The organism is Cupriavidus sp. 10L43_2 (assembly GCF_056395265.1).
The window spans coordinates 95,631-120,171 of sequence record NZ_JBFTJE010000016.1; the positions used below are offsets into that span (position 1 = coordinate 95,631).

Sequence of the window (24,541 nt, forward strand, 5' to 3'; positions counted from 1 at the left end):
TCTGTAAGCCTGCTGGCCGGGCGCTACCCGAGGATGGCTCGTCTGACGCCATGATCCCAACCATGAATGCTCCGTTCCCCCCGCCGCGCGAACTGGATCCCGTCGAGCGGCAGGCGCTCGCCTGGGTGCGCCGTGTCGCGGCGGGCGAGATCACGCATGCCGACGGCGCGGCGCTGCGGCAGTGGTGTCAGGCGAACCCTGCCCACGCCGCCGCCTTTGCCGCCGCGCGCGCCCGCTGGGCCCAGCTCGGCGAGGCCGCCGCGATGGTCAAGGCGCGCAACCCCGCCGCCATACACGCCACCCTGCCGGCGGCACGGCGTCCGTCCAGCTGGCAGCGGCGTGCGTTCCTCGGTGGCGCGCTGGGCGCCACCGCAGCGACGGCGGTAGCAGCCGTCGTCCACCCGCCGCTGGGCCTGTGGCCCGCCGCCAATGAATGGCGTGCCGACTACCGCACCGCCACCGGCGAACAGCGGCGGCTGGCGCTGGGCGGCGCCGTCGATGTCGAACTCAATACGCGCACCAGCATCGCGGTGTGGCCCGGCGCGGGCGGCACGCGCGGCATCGACCTGATCGCCGGGGAAGCCGCCATCGACCTGAGCCGTGCCGAAACGCCCTTCGTGGTGGCGGCCGGCGCCGGCCATACGCAGGCGCTTCAGCGCCAGGCGGCGCGCTTCGAGGTCCGGCACCTGGACGGCGCGGTGTGCGTGACCTGCATCGACGGCCAGGTACAGGTGGCCCATGCCAGCGGCACCGTGCAACTGTCGGGCGGCCAGCGCCTGCGCTACGACGACCACACGCTGGGCCGCGCCGAACAGCTCGATGCCGCGCGCATGCCAGGCTGGCGCCAGGGCTACCTGCGCTTCACCGATGCGCCGCTGGGCGAGGTGCTCGACGAGATCAATCGTTACCGTACCGGCAAGGTCGTGCTGCTGGACCGCCAACTCGCGGCGAAGCCGGTCACCGGCCGTTTTCAGATTCACGCGCTCGACAAGGCCATCGTCCAGATGCAGCGTTCGTTCGGGCTGCACGCGCGCACGCTGCCGGGCGGCATGGTGCTGCTGAGCTAGGTTTTTCGCAGGCACGGTGGTCCGGGTTTTCCCGGATCGCTGTCACGAAATCTTCAAGGAAAAGCTTGCCGATTCCCTTCGGCCCAATGGTCTAGGTCCCAGGAGCATCGACGGCGCTTGCCGTCGGTGGACATGACGACAGGGCCGCCACGCCACGCAGATTGCGAGAGGCGGCCCGCCAACGTTGCTTGACGGGATTGAGATCACCATGCAGATGCGCGCTCACAGCGGGAACATGCCTTCGCCACAACACGGCGGCGGCTTCCGGCTTCCGAATCCACGCCGCCGGCCGCTGGCCCATGCGATAGCGCTGCTGGTGGCAGCGGGCGGCATGCTCGATAGCGCGCACGCCCAGCAGGCCTTCAGCCGCGACTGGATGGCCCAGAAGAACATGATGCAGGGCACGGCGGCCGCCACCGGCCGGCTGCCCAACGGCATGCCGGCCTCCGCGCTGACCAACCCGTCCGCGCAGCAACAGCAGGCCAACCAGCAGCTTCAGCGTTCGATCCAGAACCTCGCCACCACCGCGCAGGCCATCGCCGCCATGCAGGCCGCGCAGGCTGCGGCGCGCAACGCCGCCGCGCAGGACCCGTCCGTCCCCGACGGGCTGGCCGAGGGCGGTCTCAAGGTCGATACCAACAGCCTGACGGCGGGCTGGCAGAACGCCCGGCCGCTGGACAAGGCCACCGGGCAGAAGGTTGTCGATGGCCGGACCGTGGTCTCCATCGAGCAGACCGGCGACCGCGCCATCCTGAACTGGGAAACCTTCAACGTGGGCCGCAACACCACGGTGGAGTTCCACCAGCAGGCCGACTGGGCGGTGCTCAACCGCGTGAACGATCCGCAGGCGCGGCCCAGCCAGATCCAGGGCCAGATCAAGGCCGATGGCACGGTGATGATCGTCAACCGCAACGGCATCGTCTTCAAGGGCACCAGCCAGGTCGACACGCGCAACCTCGTGGCCGCCGCCGCCGGCATGACCGATGCGCAGTTCCAGAAGGGGCTGTTCAGCGAGGCCAAGGGCAGCGGCTACGTGCCCACCTTCGCCAATGACCTGGTCTCGACGGCGACCGCTACCTCTTTCGGCAACGCCACCGGCGACGTGGTGGTGGAAGCGGGCGCCCGCATCGCCACGCGCACCCCACAGAGCGTGACCGAGGGCGGCGGCTATGTGCTGCTGGCCGGCCGCGAGGCGCACAACCGGGGCACCATCGTCACGCCGAACGGCCAGACCACGCTGGCCGCCGGCGACAGCTTCGTGATCCGCCGGGGCATGGGCACCGACGCGAACAAGACCTCCACCACGCGCGGCAATGAGGTGGACGTGCTGCGCAACCCGGGCACCACGGCCGGGCTGGTCACCAACGCCGGCCTGATCCAGGCCGCCACGGGCGACATCACGCTCAAGGGCCATACGGTCGAGCAGCGCGGCGTGCTGCTCTCCAGCAGCTCGGTCACCACGCGCGGCACGGTGCACCTGCGTGCCGAGGGCGATGACAAGAGCCGCGTGACGATGGCGCCGGGCAGCGTCAGCGCCATCCTGCTGGCCGACAGCAACGAGACCGCGCTCGACGTGCAGCGCGACGCGCTGATCAAGGATTCCGCCACCGCCAGCGAGGGCGGCTACAACCGGCGCGACCAGTCGCTGGTGCAGATCGCCTCGGGCGGGGACGTGCTGTTCGACGCCGATTCGCTGGCGCTGGCCACCGGCGGACAGATCCAGGTCAATGCCGCGCGACGCACGCTGCTGGCCGACCGCGCCGTGCTGGACGTGGCGGGCGCCGTGGGCGTGCGCGTGGCGATGGAGTCCAACAACGTCGAGATCAACGTCCAGGGCAACGAGCAGCGCGACGCCCCGAATAACCGCGATTCCGGCAAGCTGAACAACACCACCATGTGGGTGGACCGGCGCTACCTCGTGCGCGTGCCGGCCGGCACCAACGGCGCCACCACGGACCGCTGGTACACCGGCGGCGGCCTGCTGGAAGTCAGCGGCTACCTGAACACGAGCGGCCACGGCATCGGCGAATGGGCCGCGCTGGGCGGCACCGTGCTGTTCGAAGGCGGCGAGCTGGTCTCGCGGGCGGGCTCGACCATCAATGTGGCGGGCGGCTCGCTGGACGTGCAGACCGGCAAGATCAAGCAGACCTGGCTGCGCGGCAGCGACGGCCAGCTCTACAACCTCGCCACCGCGCCCGGCGACATGACCTACGAGGGCGTGTATCGCGGCTTCGAGGCCGCGCACAAGCGCTGGGGCGCGAAGGCCACCGAGCAGTTCTACAACCCGCTGATCGCGCCGCGCGAGCGGCTGGAGAACGGCTACACCGTGGGCCGCGATGCCGGCCGCGTGGTGGTGTCCACCGCCTCGGCTGTGATGGAGGGCGATATCGACGCCACCGTCTATCAGGGCCCGCGCCAGGGCCAGGCGCGCGACGCCGGGCTGGACGGGTACCAGCAGTCCCAGATCGCCGCGCCGCGGCGCGGACAGCTGGTGATCGGCAAGTTGACGCCGCTGTTCGACCCCGCCACCAACACGATCCGGGAAATCCCGACGGCGGTGGCCGGGCAGGTCGACATTGGCGCGGTGCAGGGCATCGCGCAGGGTATCGCGCTCGAAGACGCGCTGCCGGCGGACCAGAGCGGCGGCCATATCCGTCTCGACGCGGGCTGGCTCAACGGGCTGGAACTCGGCGGTTTCACGGTCTTCGCCAAGGATGGCATTGCCGTGGATGCGCCGCTGGCCGTGGCGACGGGCGGCGCGCTGGGGCTGCATGCCACCACGGTGGACATCGGCGCGGACCTTACCGCGCGTGGCGGCACCATCGCGCTTGGGGACATCGTCAGCCGGGGCACCCCGGGCAACTGGATCGACCGGCCCGTCACCGACGCGCCCACCGGCACGGCAACCGTGACCGTGGCGCCCGGCGTCACCCTCGATGCGCGCGGCCTGTGGACCAATCTCAAGCAGGACCCGGGCAACATCGACGGCCTGCCCTATGTGAACGGCGGCTCGGTCACGGTCAGCAGCTCGGGCGACGTCACGCTCGGCGCGGGCAGCCTGATCGACGTGTCGTCCGGTGCGGCGCTGATGGCGGACGGCTCGCTGCGCGGCGGGCGTGGCGGCAATATCACGCTCCGCTCGAACCAGTATGACGTGGCCGGCACCGGCTCGGGCACGCTGCGCATGGATGGCGATCTGCGCGGCTACGGGGTGAACGGCGGCGGCACGCTGACCATCGACTCGGGGCTGGGCGTCGCCATCGGCGGCGGCCTGCTCGCCGAATCCGGCGTGCTGCACGCCGGGGAATCGGTGCCGGTGCACCTGACGCTGGACCAGCCGTTCACGATCAAGGCGGGCACGGTGCTGCCGGTGGACTACACGTTCACGTCCGACACTGCCGCGCCGGGCCAGGTGTCGCCGGGCACCATCGCCATCGCGCCGAGCCGGCCGCTCACGCTCACCCAGGGGTGGGTGGTGCCGCCGGGCGTCGGCTTCAACCAGTTCGTTGTGTACGACACGAACGGCGCCTGGTACGCGAGCGGCACCACGGTGCCTGCCGGGACCGTGCTGGTGCGCACGCAGGGCGAAATGGGCGCCGGCTATGTGGTGCCGGCCAACGTGTTCCCGAACGGCATGCCGGTGGCGATGTACAGCACCACGGTCAAGGCGGGCACGGCGTTCCAGACCGACCATGCGATGGCCGCCGGAGACCGCCTGCCGGCTGGCGTGGTGCTTTCCACCGACGTAGCGGTCAAGCCGCTGCTGGTGCTGGATACCGACCTGTTCCAGACCGGCTTTTCGAAGTACGACGTATCGGGCCAGCAGGGCTCGCAGATCGCCAACGGCGCCACCGTCGACGTCATCATGCCGGTGCTGCGCCACGACACCACGGCGGCGCACAGGGTGCCCACCGGCGCGGACCCCTCGCAGGCGCTGGAGCGCTGGCTGCCGCCGCTGTGGGAGGAAGATCCGGTCCATGGCGTGCTGACGCAGCGGCGCGGCGCCGACCTCGTGCTGGGTGGCGGCAACGTCTACGGCCAGGCGCCGGTGACGGTGGGGCAGGGCGCCACGGTCACGGTCGATCCGGGCCACGCGCTGACGCTGCAGGGCAACGGCCAGATCACCATCGACGGTACGCTGAACGCCTGGGGCGGCAGCGTCGCCGTGTTGCAGACCGCGCTGGGCGTGGGCAATGCGGCGTCGCCGAGCGGCACGCCCGATGGCCGCTCGATCTGGATCGGCGGCGATGCCGTGATCGACGTGGCAGGCCGTGCGGTCACCGCGCGTGACGTGCAGGGCCGGGCCTATGGCGAGGTCGCCAACGGCGGCACCATCGAGATCGGCGCGCGCCACGTGGACGGCGCACGGGAGGTCGATGCGGCCGATGCCTTCGTGGTGGTGCGGCCCGGTGCGCGGCTGGACGCCTCCGGGGCGTCGGCAGTGGTGGACGTAGCCGGCGTCGGCCCGATCAACGTGGCCAGCAACGGCGGGGTGATCGCGCTCAGCTCGATGCGCGGCCTGTTCGTGGATGGCGACCTGCGCGCGGCAGCCGGTGGCGCGGGCGCGGCCGGTGGCACGCTGGCGATCAACCTGGAGACGCCGTCCTACCTCGGCGTGGACCGCAACACCCTGAAGGGCGCGGCCGTGGACGACGCGGTGCGTGTGCCGCGTGAACTGGTGGTGGCGCAGGTGCAGGGCGATAGCGGCCTCTCCGACGCGCTGCGCCCCGGCATGCGCGATGCCGCGCTGCGCTACGGCACCGCCCGTATCGGCGTGGACCGTGTGGCGGCCGGTGGCTTCGACAACCTGGCGCTGCTCGCCAACGGCCTGATCAGCTTCGATGGCGACGTGAACCTGGCCATGGGCCAGAGCCTGAGCCTGACCGCCAGCGCCATCGGCCTGGCCGAACAGGCTGCGGCCGGCACGCGTGTCAGCCTGGCGGCGCCCTATATGCGCCTCGCCGGCACCACGCGCAGCCAGGGCGAAAACGGCATCATGCCGAACCCGGTGCGCGGCTCCRAAAATTCCGGCGCGGCGGGCGGCACGCTCGGTGTGCCGCTGGTGGCGGACGGCACCAGCTTCCTGGCCGATGCGCAGTTCCTCGATATCGTGGGCGAGCTGAGCGTTGGCGCGCGCGGCGAGATCATCCAGAACGCCGTTGATCCGCTCAAGGTGGAGCGCGATGCCTTCGACCAGATGACGCTGCGCAGCGCCTCGGACATCCGCATGTCCGGCGCCGCGCTGCTGTATCAGCCGGGCGACCTGACGCTGGCCGCCTCGCAGATCTACCCGGCCATGCAGGACAGCGGCAGGGTCCTGGTCGGGCAGATCGACGGTGTCAACCAGTGGGGCAGCCCCATCCGCACCTTCGATCCGACCCGCGTGCTGAACATCGAGCGGGTGGGCGACGCACTCCCCGCCACGCCGTATTCGGTCTTCGGCACCCTGAGTCTCTCCGGCCCCACGGTCAACCAGGGCGGCGTCGTGCGGGCCCCGCTCGGCTCGGTCTCGATCGGGACCAGCGGCAACGGCACGGAAACCGGCGTGGTCAACGTGCTGCCCGGCAGCGTGACGTCGGTCAGCGCGAACGGGCTGGTGATGCCCTACGGCGGCACGCTGGACGGCCTGAGCTATATGCACGACGGCACGGACGTGGTGTTCCCCGGCGTGGGCGCGGGGCCGACCATCAACCTGACCGGCCACGCCATCGACGTGCAGCCGGGCGCGCTGCTGGACATGACCGGCGGCGGCGAGCTGACCGGCGCGGCCTTCCTGGCCGGGCGCGGCGGCTCCACTGACGCGCGGATGAATCCGCTGGTGCAGGTGTCGCCGAAGGGCGGCTTCACGCTGCCGGGCCTGGGCACCAATCCCATCTACGCCATCGTGCCGGGCGCGCAGGCCGGCTATGCGCCGATCGTGGCCGAGCACGGCGCCAGCGACCCGGCCATCGGCCGCCAGATCACCATCGGCGCGGGCGTGCCGGGGCTGCCTGCCGGCACCTACACGCTGCTGCCCTCGACCTTCGCGCTGCTACCGGGCGCGTTCCGCGTGGAACTCAACGGCGCCAGCCAGGCTGGGCTGGGGCAGGGACCGGCGCTGGCCATGCGCAATGGCTCGTATGCCACCTCGGCGCAGCTCGGCACGGCCAACACGACCCTCCGCGATGCGCTGCCGACGCAGGTTTTCCTGACCTCGGCCGACAGGCTGCGCCGGCTGTCGCAGTACAACGAAACGAGCTACGCCGAATTCGGCCTGGCGAACGCGGCCCTCAACGGCGTGCCGCGGCCTATGCTCGAGCGCGACGCCAAGGGCCTCCGGCTCGAATTCATCGCCGACATCCAGGCCGGCAAGATCGGTGATGCGCCCGCCCTGCGCTTTGCCAGCGGCACCACCGCCTACGGCACGCCGACGGGCGGCTATGGCGGCAGCGCGCTGGTCGTCAGCAACTCCGGCGACTACGAGATCCTGGCGGCCGGCGCGACGCCGCGGGCGCTGCCCGGCGGGGATCTGTTGAACCAGATCTCGCTGCACGCGGACGACCTCAATGCCATCGGCGCCAACCGCCTCGGCATCGGCGGCCTGCCCGCCGTGGTGCGCGCCACCACCAACTCGCAGCGCGACAACATCGCCACCTTCACCGGCAACGCGCGGAACATCGTGCTGCGCGAAGGCGCGGTGCTCAAGGCCGGCGAGGTGTTCCTCGTCACCGGCCTCAAGTCTGGCGGCATCGTCATCGAGCAGGGCGCGGGCATCAACACGCTCGGCCAGGGCAAGGCCGCGTGGGATTCCATGGACGGCTACGTCTACGATCCGGCCCGGCTGTCCGTGCTGGCGGTGTCCAACGGCTGGCTGGACCTGCTGCCGCCTGCCATCGGCAATGACCCGGCGCAGGGCCCGGGCCGCATCGACATTGGCGCCTGCGTGGCGGGCGCCGTCTGCAACGGCACCACGCAGCTCTATTCGGAAGGCACCATCGCGGCGGCCACCGACCAGACTTTCGAGCTGCGCGACACGGCGCGCTACGGCACGCGCAACCTGACGCTGGCTGTCGGCGGCATCAACGTGGGGAGCGAGGCGTCGCTGGCGGCCGTGGCCGCGCGCAATGTCCTGACCCCGGGGCTGACCCTCAACCAGGGCGTGCTGGACCGCCTGCTGCGCGGCGACACCAGCGCGGGCGCGCCGGCACTGGAGAATCTGGTGCTGACGGCGCGCGACGCGGTCAATTTCTACGATTCGATCGAACTGTCGACCATCGACCCCGCCACCGGCAAGTCCTCGCTGGAACGGCTGGTGCTGACCACCCCGGCCATCTACGGTCTGGGAGACGCCGACGCCCAGGCGCGCATCCGCACCGATACGCTGGTCTGGAACGGCACCAACACCGCGCCGGGGCAGGTGGCGGCCGGTGGCGCAGGCAACGGCAGCGGACGGTTCATCGTCGATGCCCGCCAGATCGAATTCGGCTACGGCCCGGGCACCCGTCCGGACACCATCCACGATATGGACCGGCTGGTGCTGGGCTTCGGCGGCGTGGAGTTGAACGCCAGCGAACGCGTCACGGCCAACCAGACCGGCTCGCTCGCGGTCTACCAGACGCGCGGCGCCTGGGATGCAGCCACTAAGGCCTACGCCTACAGCGGCGGCGACCTGACCATCCACACGCCGCTGCTGACCGGCGCGGCAGGCTCGGTCAACAAGATCCGCGCGGGCGGCGCGGTGAACGTGGCCGCGCCTGCCGGGGCTACCGCGCCCGCGCTGACGAATGCGGAGCTGATTGCCGCGCTGGGCGCGGAAGTCTCGCTCGCCGGACGCAGCGTGGCACTCGACACCACCGTGGCGCTGCCCAGCGGCAAGCTCACGGTGTCCGCCGAGGGCGATGTCGTGCTCGGCGATGGCGCCCGGCTGGACCTCGCCGGCCGCAAGGTCGATTTCTTCGACGTCAGCAAGTACAGCTGGGGCGGCGACGTGGTGCTGGAAAGCCAGTCCGGCAACATCCTGCAGACGGCTGGTTCGCGCATCGACCTCTCCGCGCTGGAGAACCGCGCCGGCAAGCTCACCGCCGTGGCGGTGGGGGCTGGCGCGGGCACGGTGGACCTGCGCGGTGCCATCGCCGGCGGCAGCACCGGCTACTACGATGCGGGCGGCACGTGGGTGCCGTACGCGGCCGGCGGCGCCGACATTCGCGGCCAGCACGTGGCCGACTTCATCGGCCTCAACCAGCGCCTGACGGCGGGCGGGGTCACCGGCAGCCGCAACTTCCAGATCAAGCAGGGCGACCTGACGGTGGGCGACGAACTGAAGGCGCGCGAGATCAGCGTCTCGGTGGATGGCGGCCGCCTCGTAGTGAACGGCACCGTGGACGCCAGCGGCGAGCAGGTCGGCAGCATCCGCCTGGCCGCGCGCGATGGCGTGACGATTGGCGGCGGCGCGCTGCTGGACGCCCATGGCCGCGTGCTGCGCGTGGACAGCTACGGGCAGGTGATCGAGGCGCCGAACCGCGCCGTGATCGACATCAACGCGGGGCAAGGCCGGCTGACGCTGGTGGACGGCGCGCGCATGGACGTGCGCGCCGGCACCGACGGCACGCCGCTGTCGCTCGGCACGGTGGAGCTGAGCGCCCGCCGGCTGGGCGGCGCCACCGGCAACGACGTCGACATCGACGCATCAGGCAGCGTGCGCATCGACGGCGCGCGCGCGATCACCGTCAACGCCTTCCAGACCTACAACGACGCGCCGCTGGTCTCCGGCGGCACGGCCGATGGGCGCGACTACCAGTCCATCACCCAGGGCTACCTGGACCAGAAGCACGCGGAGAGCCTGACCTTCATGGGCAACGCGCTGGCCAACGGCGACCTGATGACCCGCAGGCTGGCCGGGCTGCGTACTTACGCGGACGCGTTCCACCTGCGCCCGGGCGTGGAGATCGTCTCGATCACGCCCGATGGCGACCTGCATATCGACGGGGATATCGACCTGTCCGGCTACCGCTACGCGAGCGTCAACCCGCATACGCAGCAGACCGGCGTGCGCGGCTCCGGCGAGGCGGGCGCGCTGGTGATGCGTGCCGGCGGGGACTTCAAGATCTTTGGCAGCGTGTCCGATGGCTTCGACGGCGCCGCGCTGCCCGTCACGCCGGACGACAACGGCTGGATGCTGGTCAAGGGCCGCGTGCCCTGGGGCGGCGACGTGGTGGTGCCGACCGACGGCAAGGTCACGCTGGCCGACGGCACCTTCTTCCAGCCGGGCCGCGCGCTCAACTACGCCTTGCCGATCCAGGCCATGAGCCTGCGCGCCGGCACCGAGCTGCCCACGCGCGCCACGCTGACAGCGGACCTCGTGCTGCCGGCCGGCACCGTGCTGGGCGGCGCCATCCGCGACGGCGCGGGCAATGTGGTGCATCCGGCCGGCACGGTACTGTCTGCCGCGCTCACGCTGACCACTGGCATGCAGCTCGACGCGGGCAACCGCCTGCCGGGCGCCGCGCATGTGGCGGCCATGACGTGGCCGGCCGGCGTGCCGCTGCCGTTCCCCGATGGCGCCGTGGTGGACATGCCCACCTACGGCCCGGTCAACGGCGTGGTGCTGGCGGGTGACCTGATGCTGCGCAAGGGCGCCATGATCCCGGCCGAAACCGTGGTGAAGCTGCCCGGCGACGCCACCACCGTGCTGATGCGCGACGCGGATGCCAGCGGCAACCAGGGCCGCACCTGGGCGCTGGCGCCGATGCTGGAGCAGGGCTCGCAGGCGTGGTCGATGCGGCTGGTGGGCGGCGCCGACCTCACGGCGGCCGACACCCGCGCGCTGCAGCCGCGCAGCACGCGCGGGCAGCTCCTGCTGGCCGATACCCACTACGGGCTGGCCCAGCAGACCGTGCTCAAGCCGGGCACGGGCATCCCGGGCAAGTACATCTGGGGGCCGGAGGCCTGGATGTTCGGCGAAGTGCCGGGCACGCCGATCAACCTCGAGGCGTATGGCGGTGAGGAAGCAGTGGCGGGGCTCAACGACCTGGGCCTCGGCATCCTCGTCGAGAAGATCGCCGATGGCACGCCGCCGGTCTATGAGGACAAGATGATGCCGGGGCGCCAGCAGATGTTCAGCGTGCTGCGCACCGGCACCGGCGACCTCGACCTGCTGGCCGCGGCCGACTTCACCATGACCTCGCCGTTCGGCGTCTATACCGCCGGCACGCAGGCGGCCGGCGTGGATGCCGCCTATAACCAGGCGCGCGCCAGGGGCGCGGACGGCACGCTGCTGGGCGCTAACGGCGCCTACCTCGAACCGTTTATCAACGGCGGCGCGCAGAGCACGTACCAGGCGTGGTATCCCGAGCACGGCGGCAACGTGCTGGTGCGCGCGCAGGGCGATGTGCGCGGCGACATCATCGGCACCAAGCCGGGCACTATCCGCAACGACGACGCGCTCGGCCAGATGCGCATCCACTTCGACACCTCGGCCGTGGGCGGCTGGCTGTGGCGCCAGGGCACCGGCAGCGCGGCAGCGCCCGGCGAGGGCGTGCCCACGGCGTGGTGGGTCAACTTCGGCAGCTATGTGGCGGCCAAGGACGACCAGTACGCGGTGCAGGGCACCCTGCCGTTCCTGGTGGGCTTCACCGGTATCGGCACGCTCGGCGGCGGCAATCTGGTGATGGAAGCCGGCGGCAACGCCGGCATGCTGGAATCGCGCATGAGCAATGGCGCGCCGGTGCTCTCGCGGAGCCAGGGTCTGGTGCTGGCCGTGGGCAGCACGGGCCGCGTCTCGGCCGATGGCAGCACGCTGACGCAGACCGGCGGGGGCGACCTCGACATCCGCATCGGCGGCGGCCTGAACCCGGTGGCGGAAGTCCGCAACCAGCCCGAGAGCAATGGCGAGATCACGCCGCTGACCCGCTTCTCGAATCCGCGCCTGGACCTGAACAGCACGTTCGTCAACCTGCGCGGCGCGCTGCGGCTGGAAGCCGGCGCCGTGGGCGGCATCGAGCTGCGCTACGACCGTGCCGATCCGATGGAGACGCGCGCCTACCAGCCCTATGTGGCCACCTCGTCCATCGCGGGCGGCGGGCCGGTGCTGGTGGTGGGCGATGCCGGCGTGCGCATCGAGTCGCGCGGCGACCTCGTCATCGGCGGCGTGGCGGATCCGGGCCGCGTGGCCCAGTTCCACAACGGCACGCCGTTCACGCTCGACGGCACCGCGCAGGATGGCGAGGGCTGGAGCTGGTTCTCGCTGTGGACGCCGTCCACCGCCATCGACCTGTTCAGCGCCGGCGGCAACCTGACGCCGTCCACGTCGTGGACGGACGACCGGGACCGCAGCAACCATAGCGCCACCGACGGCCGCTTCGTGATGCCGTCGATCCTGCGCGCGGCGGCGCCCAACGGCAGCCTGTACTACGGCAACGCGAGTTCCGGCCGGGTCAGCAACAACAGTCCGGAGCAGTCGCCGGTCGGCCTGATCCTGGCACCTTCGCCGGTGAGCCCGCATTTCGCGGTGACGGGCACCGGCGCGCTGGAGCTGCTGGCTGGCGATTCGATCTACGCCGCCGGCTACTCGGTGACCCAGTCCGGCGCCAATCCCACGCTGCTGCCGAGCCCGTTCAACCCCGGCTTCCTCGGCGTGGTCGGTACCGCGTGGTACGGCCAGCACGTGGTCGGCAATATCGACCCGCAGGGTCTGGCGCCCAGCGTGCTGTTCTCGAAGGGGGTGGAGAGCGAGCAGGCGTATCCGCTGTTCAGCCTCACGTCGCCCACCGCATCCGGCTATACCCGCGAGGGGCAGCCGCCCGCGCGCTTCTATGCGAACGAGGGCGATATCGTCGGCCTGCGCACCGGCGCCATCATCTACGTGGGCAGCCTGACGGGCACGGTAGGCACCCAGAGCCCCTTGTACGAGGGGGGCGGGCCGGTGGCGATCCGCGCGGGGCGCGATATCGTCAACGCCGGCACGCCGCTGGGCACCTTCGCGATGGCACCGGAAGACGCGCTGGGCTGGTTCGGCCAGTACTACAGCTCCGAGCCCGACGCGCCGCTGCGGCCCACCCGGAACACGATCGCCACCACGCGCGGGAACCTGATCGTGCATGGCAACGACGATGACATCTCGGTGATCTCGGCGGGCCGCGACATCCGGGGCGGCAGCTTCTATGTGGCGGGCCCCGGCCTGCTGGAAGTGACCGCCGGGCGTGATCTCTACCTGGCGGACAAGGGCGAGCTGCGCAGCATCGGCGCGGTGGCCGGTTCGGCGCAGCACGACCGCTCGAACGGCGCGGCGATTGCCGTGGCCGCCGGTGTGGGCGCCAAGGGGCTCGACGGGCTGGGCTTCGACGCCTTCGCCGCGCGCTACCTGGATGCGGCCAATCAGGCCGACAGCGGGCGCCCGCTGGCCGATCAGCCGGGCAAGGCCGTGACCACCTACGGCGGCAAGCTGACGCTGGGTGACTGGCTGCGCGCCGAGTTCGGCTACACCGGCGACGAGGCCGGCGCCCCGGCCTTCCTGGCCGCCCGGCAGGCCGAGCTGGACCAGTCGCGCAAGGCGGCGCTGGCCGCCGGCACCGCGGCGCCCAGCCGCGACCTGCAGCGCGAATACGGACTGGCCGGCCAGCTACACCTGGTCAACTGGCTGACGGACCGCTTCGGCGGCAGCAACGGGCTGGGCGTGCATTTCGATGCCGCCACCATGGACGCGCGGCAGTTCCTCGCCGCGCTGCCGCCGGAACAGCAGCGCGCCTACCTGCGCAACGTGTATTACGCGGAACTCAAGGCCTCGGGCCGCGAGTTCAACGACGCCACCGGTCCGCGCGCGGGCAGCTACCTGCGTGGCCGCGAGGCCATCGCCACGCTGTTCCCGGGGCAGGCGGCGGACGCTCAGGGTGACTATCAGGGCGACCTGACGATGTTCAGCAGCGCGCGGTTCTACCAGAGCGGGCAGGACAACCTGGACGGGCGCTTCACCACGCGTCCCAAACCGGGCACGAAGTACCTGAGCAAGGCCGAGTGGCTGGCTGCGGGCAGCCCCGGCAGCGTGCCGTTCTACGACGTGCTCGATGCCGGCATCCACACCGACTTCGGCGGCGACATCAGCGTGTTCACGCCGGGTGGCCGTACGTTGGTCGGCGTGGACGGCGGCTTCGTGCCGGGCGAGGGTTCCGGCGTGCTGACGCAGGGCGCGGGCGAGATCCAGATGTATGCCCGCGACAGCATCCTGCTGGGCCAGAGCCGCATCTTCACGACCTTCGGCGGCAATATCCTCGGCTGGTCGGCGCAGGGCGATATCAACGCCGGGCGCGGTTCCAAGTCCACCGTGGTCTACACGCCGCAGCGGCGTACCTATGACGATATCGGTCTGGTGGCGCTGTCACCGACCACGCCGAATACGGGCGCGGGTATCGCCACGCTGAACCCGATCCCGGAAGTACCGCCGGGCGATATCGACCTGATTGCGCCGCTCGGCACCATCGACGCGGGCGAGGCCGGTATCCGGGTCTCGGGCAACGTCAATCTGGCGGCGCTGCGGGTGGTCAATGCGGAGAACATCCAGGTGCAGGGCAAGGCGGCGGGCATGCCGGTGGTGGCGGCGATCAATGTGGGGGCGTTGAGCAACGCCAGCGCGGCGGCGTCGCAGGCGGCCAGCGCGGCGCAGGATGCCGTGCAGCGCGACCGCGCGGCGGCGCGCCAGGGCTTGCCGTCGGTGTTCACGGTGCGGGTGCTCGGCAACGGCAATGAGGGCGACGGCAGCGCCGGCGCCTACGCGCCGCGAGGACGCGAAGGCGCCAGCGCCACGCCGCCGAAGTACGATCCGCAAGGCGTGGTGCAGGTGCTGGGGCAGATGGATCTGGGCGAATCGCAGCTGCGCATGCTCACCGCCACGGAGCGCAAGAACCTGGAGCGCTAAAGGACCGTACAGCGGCCCTGACTGCGACCCTTACTGCAGGGGGATGCCAGCGCGGGAAGCCAGTTGCTTCCAGCGCTGGATTTCCTCCTGCTGGTACTGGCGCATCTCGGCCGGGCTGGACATGATGACCGTCGTGGACTGTCGCTTGTAGTAGTCCTTGAGTTCCGGTGTCTCTGCCGCCTGGTGGAACAGCGTGGCCCAGCGGCGCACCAGCTCCGGCGGCGTCTTGGCCGAGACCGCCGCAGCCACCCAGTTGTAGGCCAGGAACTGCGGAATGCCGGCCTCCTGCGCGTTCGGCACATCGGGCAGCAGGTGGGTGCGCTGCGGGGCTGTGTACGCCAGCGCGCGCAGCTTCCCACTCTTCACCAGCTCGATGGCGCCACTGGCGTCCACCACCGCGAAGTCCACGGTGCCGGAGAGCGTCACGTTGATCGCATCGCCCGCCCCCTTGTAGTTGATGCCGGTGGAGCGCATGCCGGTCATGTCATTGAGCCATTCCGAATACAGCGTGTACGACATCGACCCGCTCGCGTAGTTGAGCGCGCCGGGGCGCTTCTTGCCGTCCGCGACCAGCTCCTCGACGTTCTTGTACGGCGAGTTTGGCGGCACGATGATCAGGCACGGGCCGCGCGTCAGCAGGCTGATCGGCGCGAAGTCGGTCAGCGGGTCATAGGGCAGCTTGCGGAACGTGGCGGCGTTGGTGGAGAGTGTGGAGTTGCTGCCGATGAAGACCGTGTAGCCATCGGCCGGCGCATTGAGCGCGGTCTGCACACCGATAAAGCCGTTGCCGCCCGGCTTGTTTTCCACGGTGACCGGCTGGCCGGTGAGGTCGCCGATCTTCTTGGCGAAGATGCGCGCGCCAGTGTCCGTGCCGCTGCCCGGCGGAAACGGCACGATGAACTTCACGGGCCGGTTGGGGAAGCTGGCGGCATCGCCCTGCGCCAGGGCGGGGAGGGCAGCCAGCGGCGCTAGCCCGATGGCCGCCGCCAGGGTGGCCAGCGTGTGCAGCGTACGACGCCGGGTTTGGTGAGGGATGGCGCGAACCTTGTCCTGTCGGTGTCTCATGGTGGTCTCCTCCGCAACGGTGATCCGTCGTCGTTTGATGGAGGAAGAGCCTACTGGCTCGCGCCGCACCGAGGCAAGGCTCGGCGGGGCATATCCGTTATGCGCGGGCCGGTATGCGCCGCGCAGGCATAGGTCCGGCTACGGGAAAACCATGCCTCGGGCGCGCCGCACCTATCGCACGCATTTCGGATATGCCGTCCGTGCGATAGGTGCGGCGTCTGCGGCTTGCTAATCTCGTCGTCACTTTCGCGGGGCCCCCGGCAACGCGACACATGATAACGACAGGAGACAGCGTGGACACAGCCGCCAGGATAGTGATCCGCCCAGCCGAGCCCGATGGGCCGCTGGCACCATTGCGGGCCGAGGTGCGGGCATTTCTCGCCCGGGTCATGCCGGACCGGCCGCGCCCGTTGCGCGCCAAGAGCTGGAGCGGCTTCGATGCCGAGTTCAGCCTGGCGCTCGGCGCGCAGGGCTGGATCGGCATGACCTGGCCGCGCGAGTTCGGCGGCCAGGGGCGTTCAATGCTCGAACGCTACGTGGTCCTTGAGGAATTGCTCGCCGCCGGCGCGCCGGTCGGCGGCCACTGGGTGGCCGAGCGCCAGAGCGGACCGCTGCTGATGCGCTACGCCGATCCGGCCGTCGCCGCCGAGATCGTGCCGCGCATCACCCGTGGCGAGGTCTACTTCTGCATCGGCATGAGCGAGCCCGACTCGGGCTCCGACCTCGCCTCGATCCGCACCCGCGCCGACCGCGTGGAAGGCGGCTGGGTCATCAATGGCACCAAGCTCTGGACCTCCAACGCGCACCGCTCGCACTACATGATTGCGCTGGTGCGCACCGATCGCGGCGCCGACGAGAAGCACAAGGGCATGTCGCAGTTCCTCGTCGACATGAACTCGCCGGGCCTGCAGGTGCGGCCGATCCGCAGCCTCTCCGGCGAGGAGGGCTTCAACGAGGTGGTGTTTACCGATGTCTTCGTGCCGGACCGCATGCTGATCGGCAAGGAAGGCGACGGCTGGGCGCAGGTGACGGCCGAGCTGACGTTCGAGCGCAGCGGCCCCGAGCGCTACCTGAGCAGCTACGCGCTGCTGCCCCAGATGCTCGATCACGCCGACGCCGCGGACAGCCGCCAGGCCACGGAGCTGGGCCTGCTGGTGGCGGAACTGACCACCCTGCGGCAGATGTCGCGCGGCATTGCGGCCATGCTGAATCGCGGGGAAAACCCGCAGGTGGCCGCCGCCAACGTCAAGGACCTTGGCGCGCTGTTCGAACAGCGAATTCCCGAGGTGGCGCACCAGCTGTTCGGGGATGCCCTGCAGGGGAGCGCGTCGCCGTTCGCGGCCACGCACCGTTATCTGACACAGGTTGTGCCGTCCTTCTCGCTGCGCGGCGGCACCCGCGAAATCCTGCGCGGCATCATTGCCAAGGGACTGGGGGTCCGATGAACGAACTCGAACGCATGCTGGCGGACAGCGCCAGCCGTCTCTTTGCCGATGCCGTGACGCCGGCCCGGATCGACGCGATGGAACACGGCCTGTGGCCGGCCGAACTGTGGGACCAGGTGGAGGCCAGCGGCCTGACCCGCCTCTTCGTGCCGGAAGCGGACGAGGGCGCGCAGGCCAGCTGGACCGAGGGCCTGCCGGTGCTGCTGGCCGGCGCCAACGCCCCGGCGCCGTTCCTGGACACCGCAGTGGCAGGCTGGGTCCTGAACCAGCTTGGCGTGGCGATGCCGGGCGGCCCCATCGGCCTTGCCGATCTCGCCGCGCCCGTCAGCGCCTGTCTGCATGACGATGGATGGGCACTCGATGGCGCGGTAGCGGTGCCGTGGGGCCGCTACGTGGGCCATGTGCTGATCCGCGCGATCGATGCCGAGACCAAGGCGCCGCTCTGGCTGCTCGCCGCGACCGGCGCCGCTGCGGTGGAGACCGGCGTGAACCTCGCCAACGAACCGCGCGACCGGCTCACCTTCCAGCGCGTGCCGGACAGCGCGGCCGTGCGCGGCGATCCGGCGGGATGGCCAGCGGCGCCACAGGCACTCGGCGCGCTGACGCGGGCGATCGGCATCGCTGGCCTGCTGGAGCGCATCCTGAACCAGACCGTGCAGTACGCGAACGAGCGGACGCAGTTCGGCCGCCCGATCGGCAAGTTCCAGGCGGTGCAGCAGCAACTGGCCATCCTCGCCAACGAGACCGTGGCCGCGCGCATGGCCGTGGCGTCCGCCTGCGCGGCGGTCGATGCCGGCGACTGGACCCAGGCGGCGATGGTCGCCAAGGTGATCTGCGGGCAGTCCGCCGGCCGCGCGGCGGCCATCGCGCATCAGGTGCATGGGGCGATCGGCTTCACGCACGAGCATTCGCTGCACCAATCCACGCGGCGCGTGTGGGCCTGGCGTGCCGAGTGCGGCACCGAGGCGTACTGGGCGGCCGAGATTGGCCGGCGTGCGATTGCGCGCGGCGGCGATGCGCTGTGGGCGGACCTGACCGCCGCGGCGGCCTAGCCTTCAGACGACACACGGGGAGACACCATGACATGGCTGAAGACGATGCTGGCCGGGGTGGCCGCCACGCTGCTCGTCTACGCGCCGACGGCGCAGGCGGGCGAGCGCGCGCAGGACTTCCCCTCGAAGCCCTTGCGGATCATCGTGCCGTTCACGCCCGGCAGTGGCTCGGACGCCTCGGCGCGCTTCTACGGCGAGGCGCTGGCGCGCGAACTCGGCCAGGCGGTCGTGGTGGAGAACCGGCCCGGGGCCAATGGCGTCATCGGCATCCAGGTGCTCAAGAGCGCGCCGGCGGACGGCTACACGATCCTGCTGGCCAGCAATTCGCCGATGTCGGTCAATCCCCTCGTCATCAAGCAGTTGCCCTATGACCCCGTCGCCGATCTGCGCCCGGTGGCGGGCCTGAGCCGCAATATGAATGTGTTCGTGGTGCCGCTGACGTCGCCGCTGAAGACCATGGGCGATCTGGCCGCCGCCGCGAAGAAGCAGGAGCGGCCGTTCAACGTCGGCACCTACTCCGCCGGCTACCAGCTCGCGGCGGTCTGGTTCGGCTCGCTCGCGGGCATCCGCTTCACCAATATCCCGTACAAGGGCCAGGCGCAGATCATGTCCGACATCCTCGGCAGCCAGCTTGACCTGGCGCTGGTCGATACCGGGGGCGCGCTGCCGCTGCTGAAGCAGGGCAAGCTGCGCGCGCTGGCGGTGTCCGGCGAGCGCCGGCATCCGGAGCTGCCGGACGTGCCCACGGTGCGCGAGAGCGGCTATCCGGACTACATCCAGTACAGCTGGGTGTCGTTCTACGTGCGCGCGCAGACGCCGGACGATATCGTCGCCCGGCTGGCCACGACGATGCAGGCCATCCTGAAGACGCCGGAGTCCGCCGCCTACGTCGCGCGTTCGGGGTCGAGCCTGATGCCCTACGACCCCGACGCGATGCGCAGCTTCCACCAGACCGAGATGGCGCGCTTCCGCCGGGTGGCGCAGGCGGCGGGCATCCGTCCGGAGTAGCCGCGATGGGGCGCAGCCGCCATGAACACCCCGGGACGTCAGTGCGCCAGCGGCGCGGCGGCCTGCGTCAGCAGCGTGCGCAGCACCGACACGAAGGGGTGCGTGTGGACGTTGTTGTGCCAGCACAGGTGCACCGGCACGGTCAGCAGCGGGTCCACCACCGGCGCGAAGCGCACGCCGGGATGGCGGCACAGCAGCGGGGCGAGGTAGCCGGGCACCATCGCGTACATGGCGGTGCCCGCCACGGCGTCCGGCACGGCCAGATAGCTCGTCAGCGTGCCGACGATGTTGCGCGTGGTGCCGTGGGCGCCGAAGTATCGGTCGATCAGTTTGGTCACGAGGCCGAACTGCGAGACATCGAGGCAGGGCAGCGGCGTCAGGTCGGCCGGCGTGGGATGGTCGCCGATCTGGCGATTGTCGGTGGCGCACAGGCAGCCGAACTGGGCGTTGAACAGCAGCTCCGCGCGCAGCGATTCGTGCTCCTCGGCCGGGTGGAAGGCCACCATGACGTCGATGGCGCCGCTGGACAGCGCGCTGACGCCGCTCGGCATCGGCACCGGCTGCATGCGCACGCGCGCACGCGGCGCGGTCTGACGCAGCGCCTCCAGGAAGCCGGGCGCGATCACGGCCTGCAGGGAGTCGTTGATGCCGATGGCGTAGGAGCCGGTTTCCAGCGCCGGATCGTAGTCGGCCGCCTGGGTGTAGATTTGCTCGATCTGGCGCAGCACGTTTTCGAGCAGCGGCTGCAGTTCCTGGGCGCGGCGCGTGGGCAGCATCTTCAGCGCGCTCTTGATCAGCAGCGGATCGCCGATTTCGTCGCGCAGTCGCTCCAGCATACGGCTGGTGGACGGCTGGGTGCTGTCGAGCCGCTTGGCGGCCTCGCTCACGCTGTTGCTCTCCAGAAGTGCGGCAAGCACCACCAGCAGGTTGAGGTCCTTCTTGCGCAGGTCCGCGAGCGGCAGGCGTCGGCCGCCCGTGGTGTCGCCCGGTCCGGCGAGGCTGTCTCCTTGCTCCATCGATGTCCCTAGATTTTGTAAGTTGAGGCCGGGCATCGCCCCTGGCGGGGTGCGTCCGGTGGACCCCCGCAGTGTATATCGATCCAGACATAACCCACTATTCGTGCGCCTGATCGGCGCCATCCAACCGAAGGAGACACCCCCATGCATACGAAACGTCCCGTGTCCGAGCTTTCCACCGACATGGTCCAGGTCGCCATGACAGGCCATGTGGCGCAGGTGACGCTGCGCCGTCCGCCGCACAATTATGTGGACGAGGCGTGCATGACGCAGTTGGCCGAAGCCTTCGCCGCGCTCGACGAGACGCCCGAATGCCGCGCCATCGTGCTGGCGGCGGAGGGCAAGGCGTTCTGCGCCGGCGCCAACTTCGGCGCGCAGGACAGCAGCGTGGCGCGCGACCCCAGCCCGTTCTACCGGCAGGCCATGCGCCTGTTCCGCACGGCCAAGCCGATCGTGGCCGCCGTGCATGGCCCGGCCGTTGGCGCCGGCGTGGGGCTGGCGCTGGTTGCGGATTTCCGCGTGACGAGCCGCGACGCGCGCTTCAGCGTGAATTTCAACCGGCTCGGCTTCCATCCGGGCTTCGGCCTCAGCGTGACGCTGCCGCGCCTGATCGGCGAGCAGCAGGCGGCACTGCTGTTCTACACGGGCCGGCGCATCGATGGCGCGCGTGCCGTCGAGATCGGGCTGGCCGATGTGCTGGCCGAGCCCGGCGATGAACTGGCGCAAGCCCACGCACTGGCGGCGGAGATCGCCATTTCCGCGCCGATGGCTGTGCGCAGCACCCGCGCCACGCTGCGGCAGGGGCTGGCGGACCGCATCGTCGAGGGCAACCGGCAGGAGCTGGCGGCGCAGCTGAAGGAGTTCGCCAGCGAGGACTTCCGCGAAGGCGTGGCGGCGATGGCCGAGCGGCGCCTGCCGCAATTCCAGGGGCGCTGAGCATGGAGCGGACTGCCAAGAGCGATCGATCGACGCCCAACGCGCCGGCCGCCATCGGCCCGCTGCATGGCGTGCGGGTGCTGGACCTGTCCTCAGTCGTGCTGGGGCCGATGGCCACGCAGCTGCTGGCCGACATGGGCGCCGACGTGATCAAAGTGGAGGCGCCCGAAGGCGACCTCATGCGCGCCAACGGCGTGGTGCACCACGTGGGCATGAGTTCGATCTTCCTCGCCCTGAACCGCAACAAGCGCTCCATCGTGCTCGACCTGAAAAGCCCGGCCGGGCGCGAGGCGCTGGAGCGGCTGATCCCGACCGCGGACGTGCTGATCCACAACATGCGCGTCGGCGCCATCGAGCGGCTTGGCCTGGGCTACGCCGCCGTGGCGGCGCTGAAGCCGGACATCGTCTACTGCGCCGCCACCGGTTTTGGCCAGGACGGGCCGCACCGCGACAAGCCGGCGTTCGACGACATCATCCAGGCTGCGTGCGGTTTCGTGGGGGCGGCGTCGGGGGATGGTGCCGCGCCGGACTACATGCCGAGCCTGATCGCGGACAAGACCACAGGGCTGGCGGTGGCCAACGCGGTGCTGGCGGCGCTGTTCCATCGCGAGCGGCATGGCGCGGGGCAGTACGTGGAGGTGCCGATGCTGGAAACCATGACCGCCTTTGTGCTGACCGAGCATATGGGCGGCATGACGTTCCCGGACAACCCGGGCAAGGCCGGCTACGCGCGGCTGCTCGGCGGCGGGCGCAAGCCGGTGCGCACCGCCGACGGCTGGATGAGTCTGCTGCCGTACACCGAGAAGCACTGGCATGCCTTCTTTGCCGAAGTGGGCCGGAACGACCTCGCCAGCCGCTACGACATCGCCAGCCGGCGCGCGCGCAATGCGCATATCCAGGCGCTGTACGGCCACCTGCGCGAACTGGCGCCCGAGCGGACCACGGCGCAATGGATGGCGATGTGCGAGCGGATGGACATCCCCGCCACGCCGATCTACGGCCTGGACGACCTGCCGGCGCATCCGCATCTGCGCGAAGTGGGTTTGTTCGAGGACTCCACGCATCCGGTGGTCGGGCCGATCCGCCAGATCCGGCCGACGGCGAAGTTCTCCGAAACGCCGACCGCGATCCACCGCCCGGCGCCGGCGCTGGGCGAGCACACGGCCGAGGTGCTGGGGGAGACGGGGATGGACGCCGCCGAGATTACGGCGATGATTGCCGGGAACGCGCGCTAGGCGTCGAGCGTGGGCACCGTGAACCGGAACACGGCGCCACGCGCCTCGTTCTCGCAGAGTTCCAGGGTGCCGCCATGGGCCTGGATGATCGATCGGCAGATCGTCAGGCCCATGCCCATGCCGCTGGACTTCGTCGTGCAGAACGGTTCGAAGAGCCGCACCGCGTGCTCGGGCGGTACACCCGGTCCGGAGTCGCGTACCGTCACCACCACGGCATGTCCCGCATCGGCGGCGGTGCGGATCGTCAGTTCCCGGGGGCCGTCGTCCACGGCGCTCATCGCTTCCACGGCATTCATGATCAGGTTCAGCATGGCCTGCTGCAGCTGGACACGATCCCCCTTGACCGGCGGCAGATCCTCCGCGAGCTGCATCTGCACCGCCACGCCATGCTGGACGACTTCGCCGCGCGTCAGGGTAATGACTTCGCGAATCGCCTCGTTGATCTGCACCCCCTCCTTTTGCAGCGGGGCGTTCTTGAACAGGTCGCGGATGTGGCTCATCATGTCGCTGGCCTGCCGGGCGTCCTTGTTGATCCGCTCGAAGGCGAGGCGCGCTTCTTCCAGATTCGGCGGTTGCGCCGCGAGCCAGCGCAGGCCCGCGCTGGCGTTCATCGCACAGGCGCCGATCGGCTGCTTCAGCTCATGGCTGATGGAGGCCGTGAGCTGCCCCATGGTCGTGACCCGGTTGACGTGCGCCAACGCGCTTTGGGTTTCCCGGTAACGGCGCTCGCTTTCGCGGGCGTCGGCTTCGGCGAGCTTGCGTTCGGTCAAATCCAGCACGAACGCGACCCCCTCCTTGCCGCCGTCCTCGAACCGGGCCACGCCCATCATCACCGGCACCCGGCTGCCATCCTTGCGGAAATATTCCTTCTCGAACGGTTGCAGGCGGCCGCTGCGCTTGAGTACCGGCAACCGGTCTCGCAGATCCACCTCAAGCCAATCCGGCGGGGTCATCGCGGTCCAACGCATGCCGCGCGACCGCAAATCCTCGCGGTCGTAGCCGACGATCCGCAGGAAGGCGTCATTGGCCTCGACGATGACCTGGGTGTCCACCTCCCAGAGGAAGATGCCGATGATGTCGGCGTCCACCAGGCGCCGGATCCTGGCCTGGCTTTCCGCAAGCTGGCCGCTCAAGGCCATCAGCATGTTCAGGTCGGCTTGCAGGATGTCCCGGCACATCGACAGCAGCCGGAGAAACTGGTTGCTGTAGGCGTTCTTCTTCCGGTCGAGCACGCAGATCGTGCCGAACACTTCGCCATCGGGCCAGCTGATAGGGAGCCCCATGTACGAGATCATGCCCAGCTTGATATCCGGGTTGGCATTCCAGTCCACGTCCGCTAGGGCATCCGGCACCAGCAGCGGCTGGCGGGTCTCCATCACGGTCTCGCAATACAGCCCAGTATCCAGCGGGGCGGTTTCGGCCGCCTCATAAGGATTGCCCTCCGAATGGCTCGATACCAGCACTTCGATATTGGGTGCCTTGGTCCGCATGATCAGCGCGGACGGCACGCACATGATCTCGGCGAGCAGATTGACAATGTCTTGCCATTTGTCGACGGTTGACAGGGGGACTTCGAGGGCGTGGGGCATGGGTAGGACGGGAAGTGCGAATCTGATGTTCTGCGGCGGGAATTCGGTTCAGATGGTAGCGCTAAACCGGAACGACTGAGATGACGGACACGTTACTGCCACATAAGTGACATATCAGGCATTTATTGCCGCCTTCGTCACCGTGCACGCACAAAGTCCAATTAAGGCTTGTTTTTTTCTGACCTGTCAATTATTGTTCAGGCAAATAACGCGCAGCACGGCCAAATTGTACGAAAAGCCCAC

10 protein-coding genes are annotated in these 24,541 nt (G+C 70.0%); 7 read left to right on the plus strand and 3 right to left on the minus strand.

What is annotated here, in order from left to right; translation table 11 throughout:
* Positions 1-62 precede the first annotated feature (62 nt).
* A complete protein-coding gene (locus tag AC1DEL_RS20820; protein ID WP_177219930.1) occupies positions 63-1,067 on the plus strand; it encodes a FecR family protein in 1,005 nt (334 codons plus the stop codon).
* Positions 1,068-1,302: 235 nt separating this feature from the next.
* Entirely contained in the window at positions 1,303-14,952 is a 13,650-nt protein-coding gene (locus AC1DEL_RS20825; protein WP_477159170.1) for a filamentous haemagglutinin family protein, read from the plus strand.
* A 30-nt stretch (positions 14,953-14,982) separates the two neighbouring features.
* Here the strand turns inward: AC1DEL_RS20825 and AC1DEL_RS20830 are convergent, their stop codons facing one another.
* Positions 14,983-16,017 (minus strand): Bug family tripartite tricarboxylate transporter substrate binding protein, encoded by a 1,035-nt coding sequence (locus AC1DEL_RS20830; protein WP_092295215.1) that lies wholly within the window; start codon positions 16,015-16,017, stop codon positions 14,983-14,985.
* A 272-nt stretch (positions 16,018-16,289) separates the two neighbouring features.
* On the opposite strand from AC1DEL_RS20830, the gene AC1DEL_RS20835 reads away from it, so the two are divergent.
* Genes AC1DEL_RS20835 through AC1DEL_RS20845 form a run of 3 tightly spaced genes read left to right on the plus strand, consistent with a single transcriptional unit; the run spans position 16,290 to position 19,522 of the window.
* Positions 16,290-17,462, plus strand: coding sequence for an acyl-CoA dehydrogenase family protein (locus AC1DEL_RS20835; protein ID WP_441592501.1), 1,173 nt, complete (start codon positions 16,290-16,292; stop codon positions 17,460-17,462).
* The gene (locus AC1DEL_RS20840; RefSeq protein ID WP_092295210.1) at positions 17,459-18,514 is read left to right on the plus strand and encodes an acyl-CoA dehydrogenase family protein; all 1,056 of its coding nucleotides are present in this window, start codon (positions 17,459-17,461) and stop codon (positions 18,512-18,514) included. The genes AC1DEL_RS20835 and AC1DEL_RS20840 overlap by 4 nt, the downstream gene beginning before the upstream one ends.
* 27 nt (positions 18,515-18,541) lie before the next feature.
* Positions 18,542-19,522: a Bug family tripartite tricarboxylate transporter substrate binding protein gene (locus AC1DEL_RS20845; RefSeq protein ID WP_477125407.1), complete on the plus strand. Its 981-nt coding sequence runs from the start codon at positions 18,542-18,544 to the stop codon at positions 19,520-19,522.
* A gap of 38 nt (positions 19,523-19,560) precedes the next feature.
* Here the strand turns inward: AC1DEL_RS20845 and AC1DEL_RS20850 are convergent, their stop codons facing one another.
* Positions 19,561-20,538 carry a LysR family transcriptional regulator gene (locus AC1DEL_RS20850; protein WP_477125408.1) on the minus strand — a complete coding sequence of 326 codons (978 nt, stop codon included), beginning with the start codon at positions 20,536-20,538 and terminating at the stop codon, positions 19,561-19,563.
* Between the two features lie 144 nt (positions 20,539-20,682).
* On the opposite strand from AC1DEL_RS20850, the gene AC1DEL_RS20855 reads away from it, so the two are divergent.
* Together AC1DEL_RS20855 and AC1DEL_RS20860 are read left to right on the plus strand one after the other, a co-directional pair.
* Positions 20,683-21,474, plus strand: coding sequence for an enoyl-CoA hydratase/isomerase family protein (locus tag AC1DEL_RS20855; protein ID WP_092295200.1), 792 nt, complete (start codon positions 20,683-20,685; stop codon positions 21,472-21,474).
* 2 nt (positions 21,475-21,476) lie between these two features.
* Positions 21,477-22,709, plus strand: a complete 1,233-nt coding sequence (locus AC1DEL_RS20860) for a CaiB/BaiF CoA transferase family protein (protein ID WP_092295198.1) — start codon at positions 21,477-21,479, stop codon at positions 22,707-22,709.
* Here the strand turns inward: AC1DEL_RS20860 and AC1DEL_RS20865 are convergent.
* Positions 22,706-24,298: an ATP-binding protein gene (locus tag AC1DEL_RS20865; RefSeq protein ID WP_454757623.1), complete on the minus strand. Its 1,593-nt coding sequence runs from the start codon at positions 24,296-24,298 to the stop codon at positions 22,706-22,708. The two genes, AC1DEL_RS20860 and AC1DEL_RS20865, sit on opposite strands and share 4 nt — an antisense overlap.
* Positions 24,299-24,541: the final 243 nt, after the last annotated feature.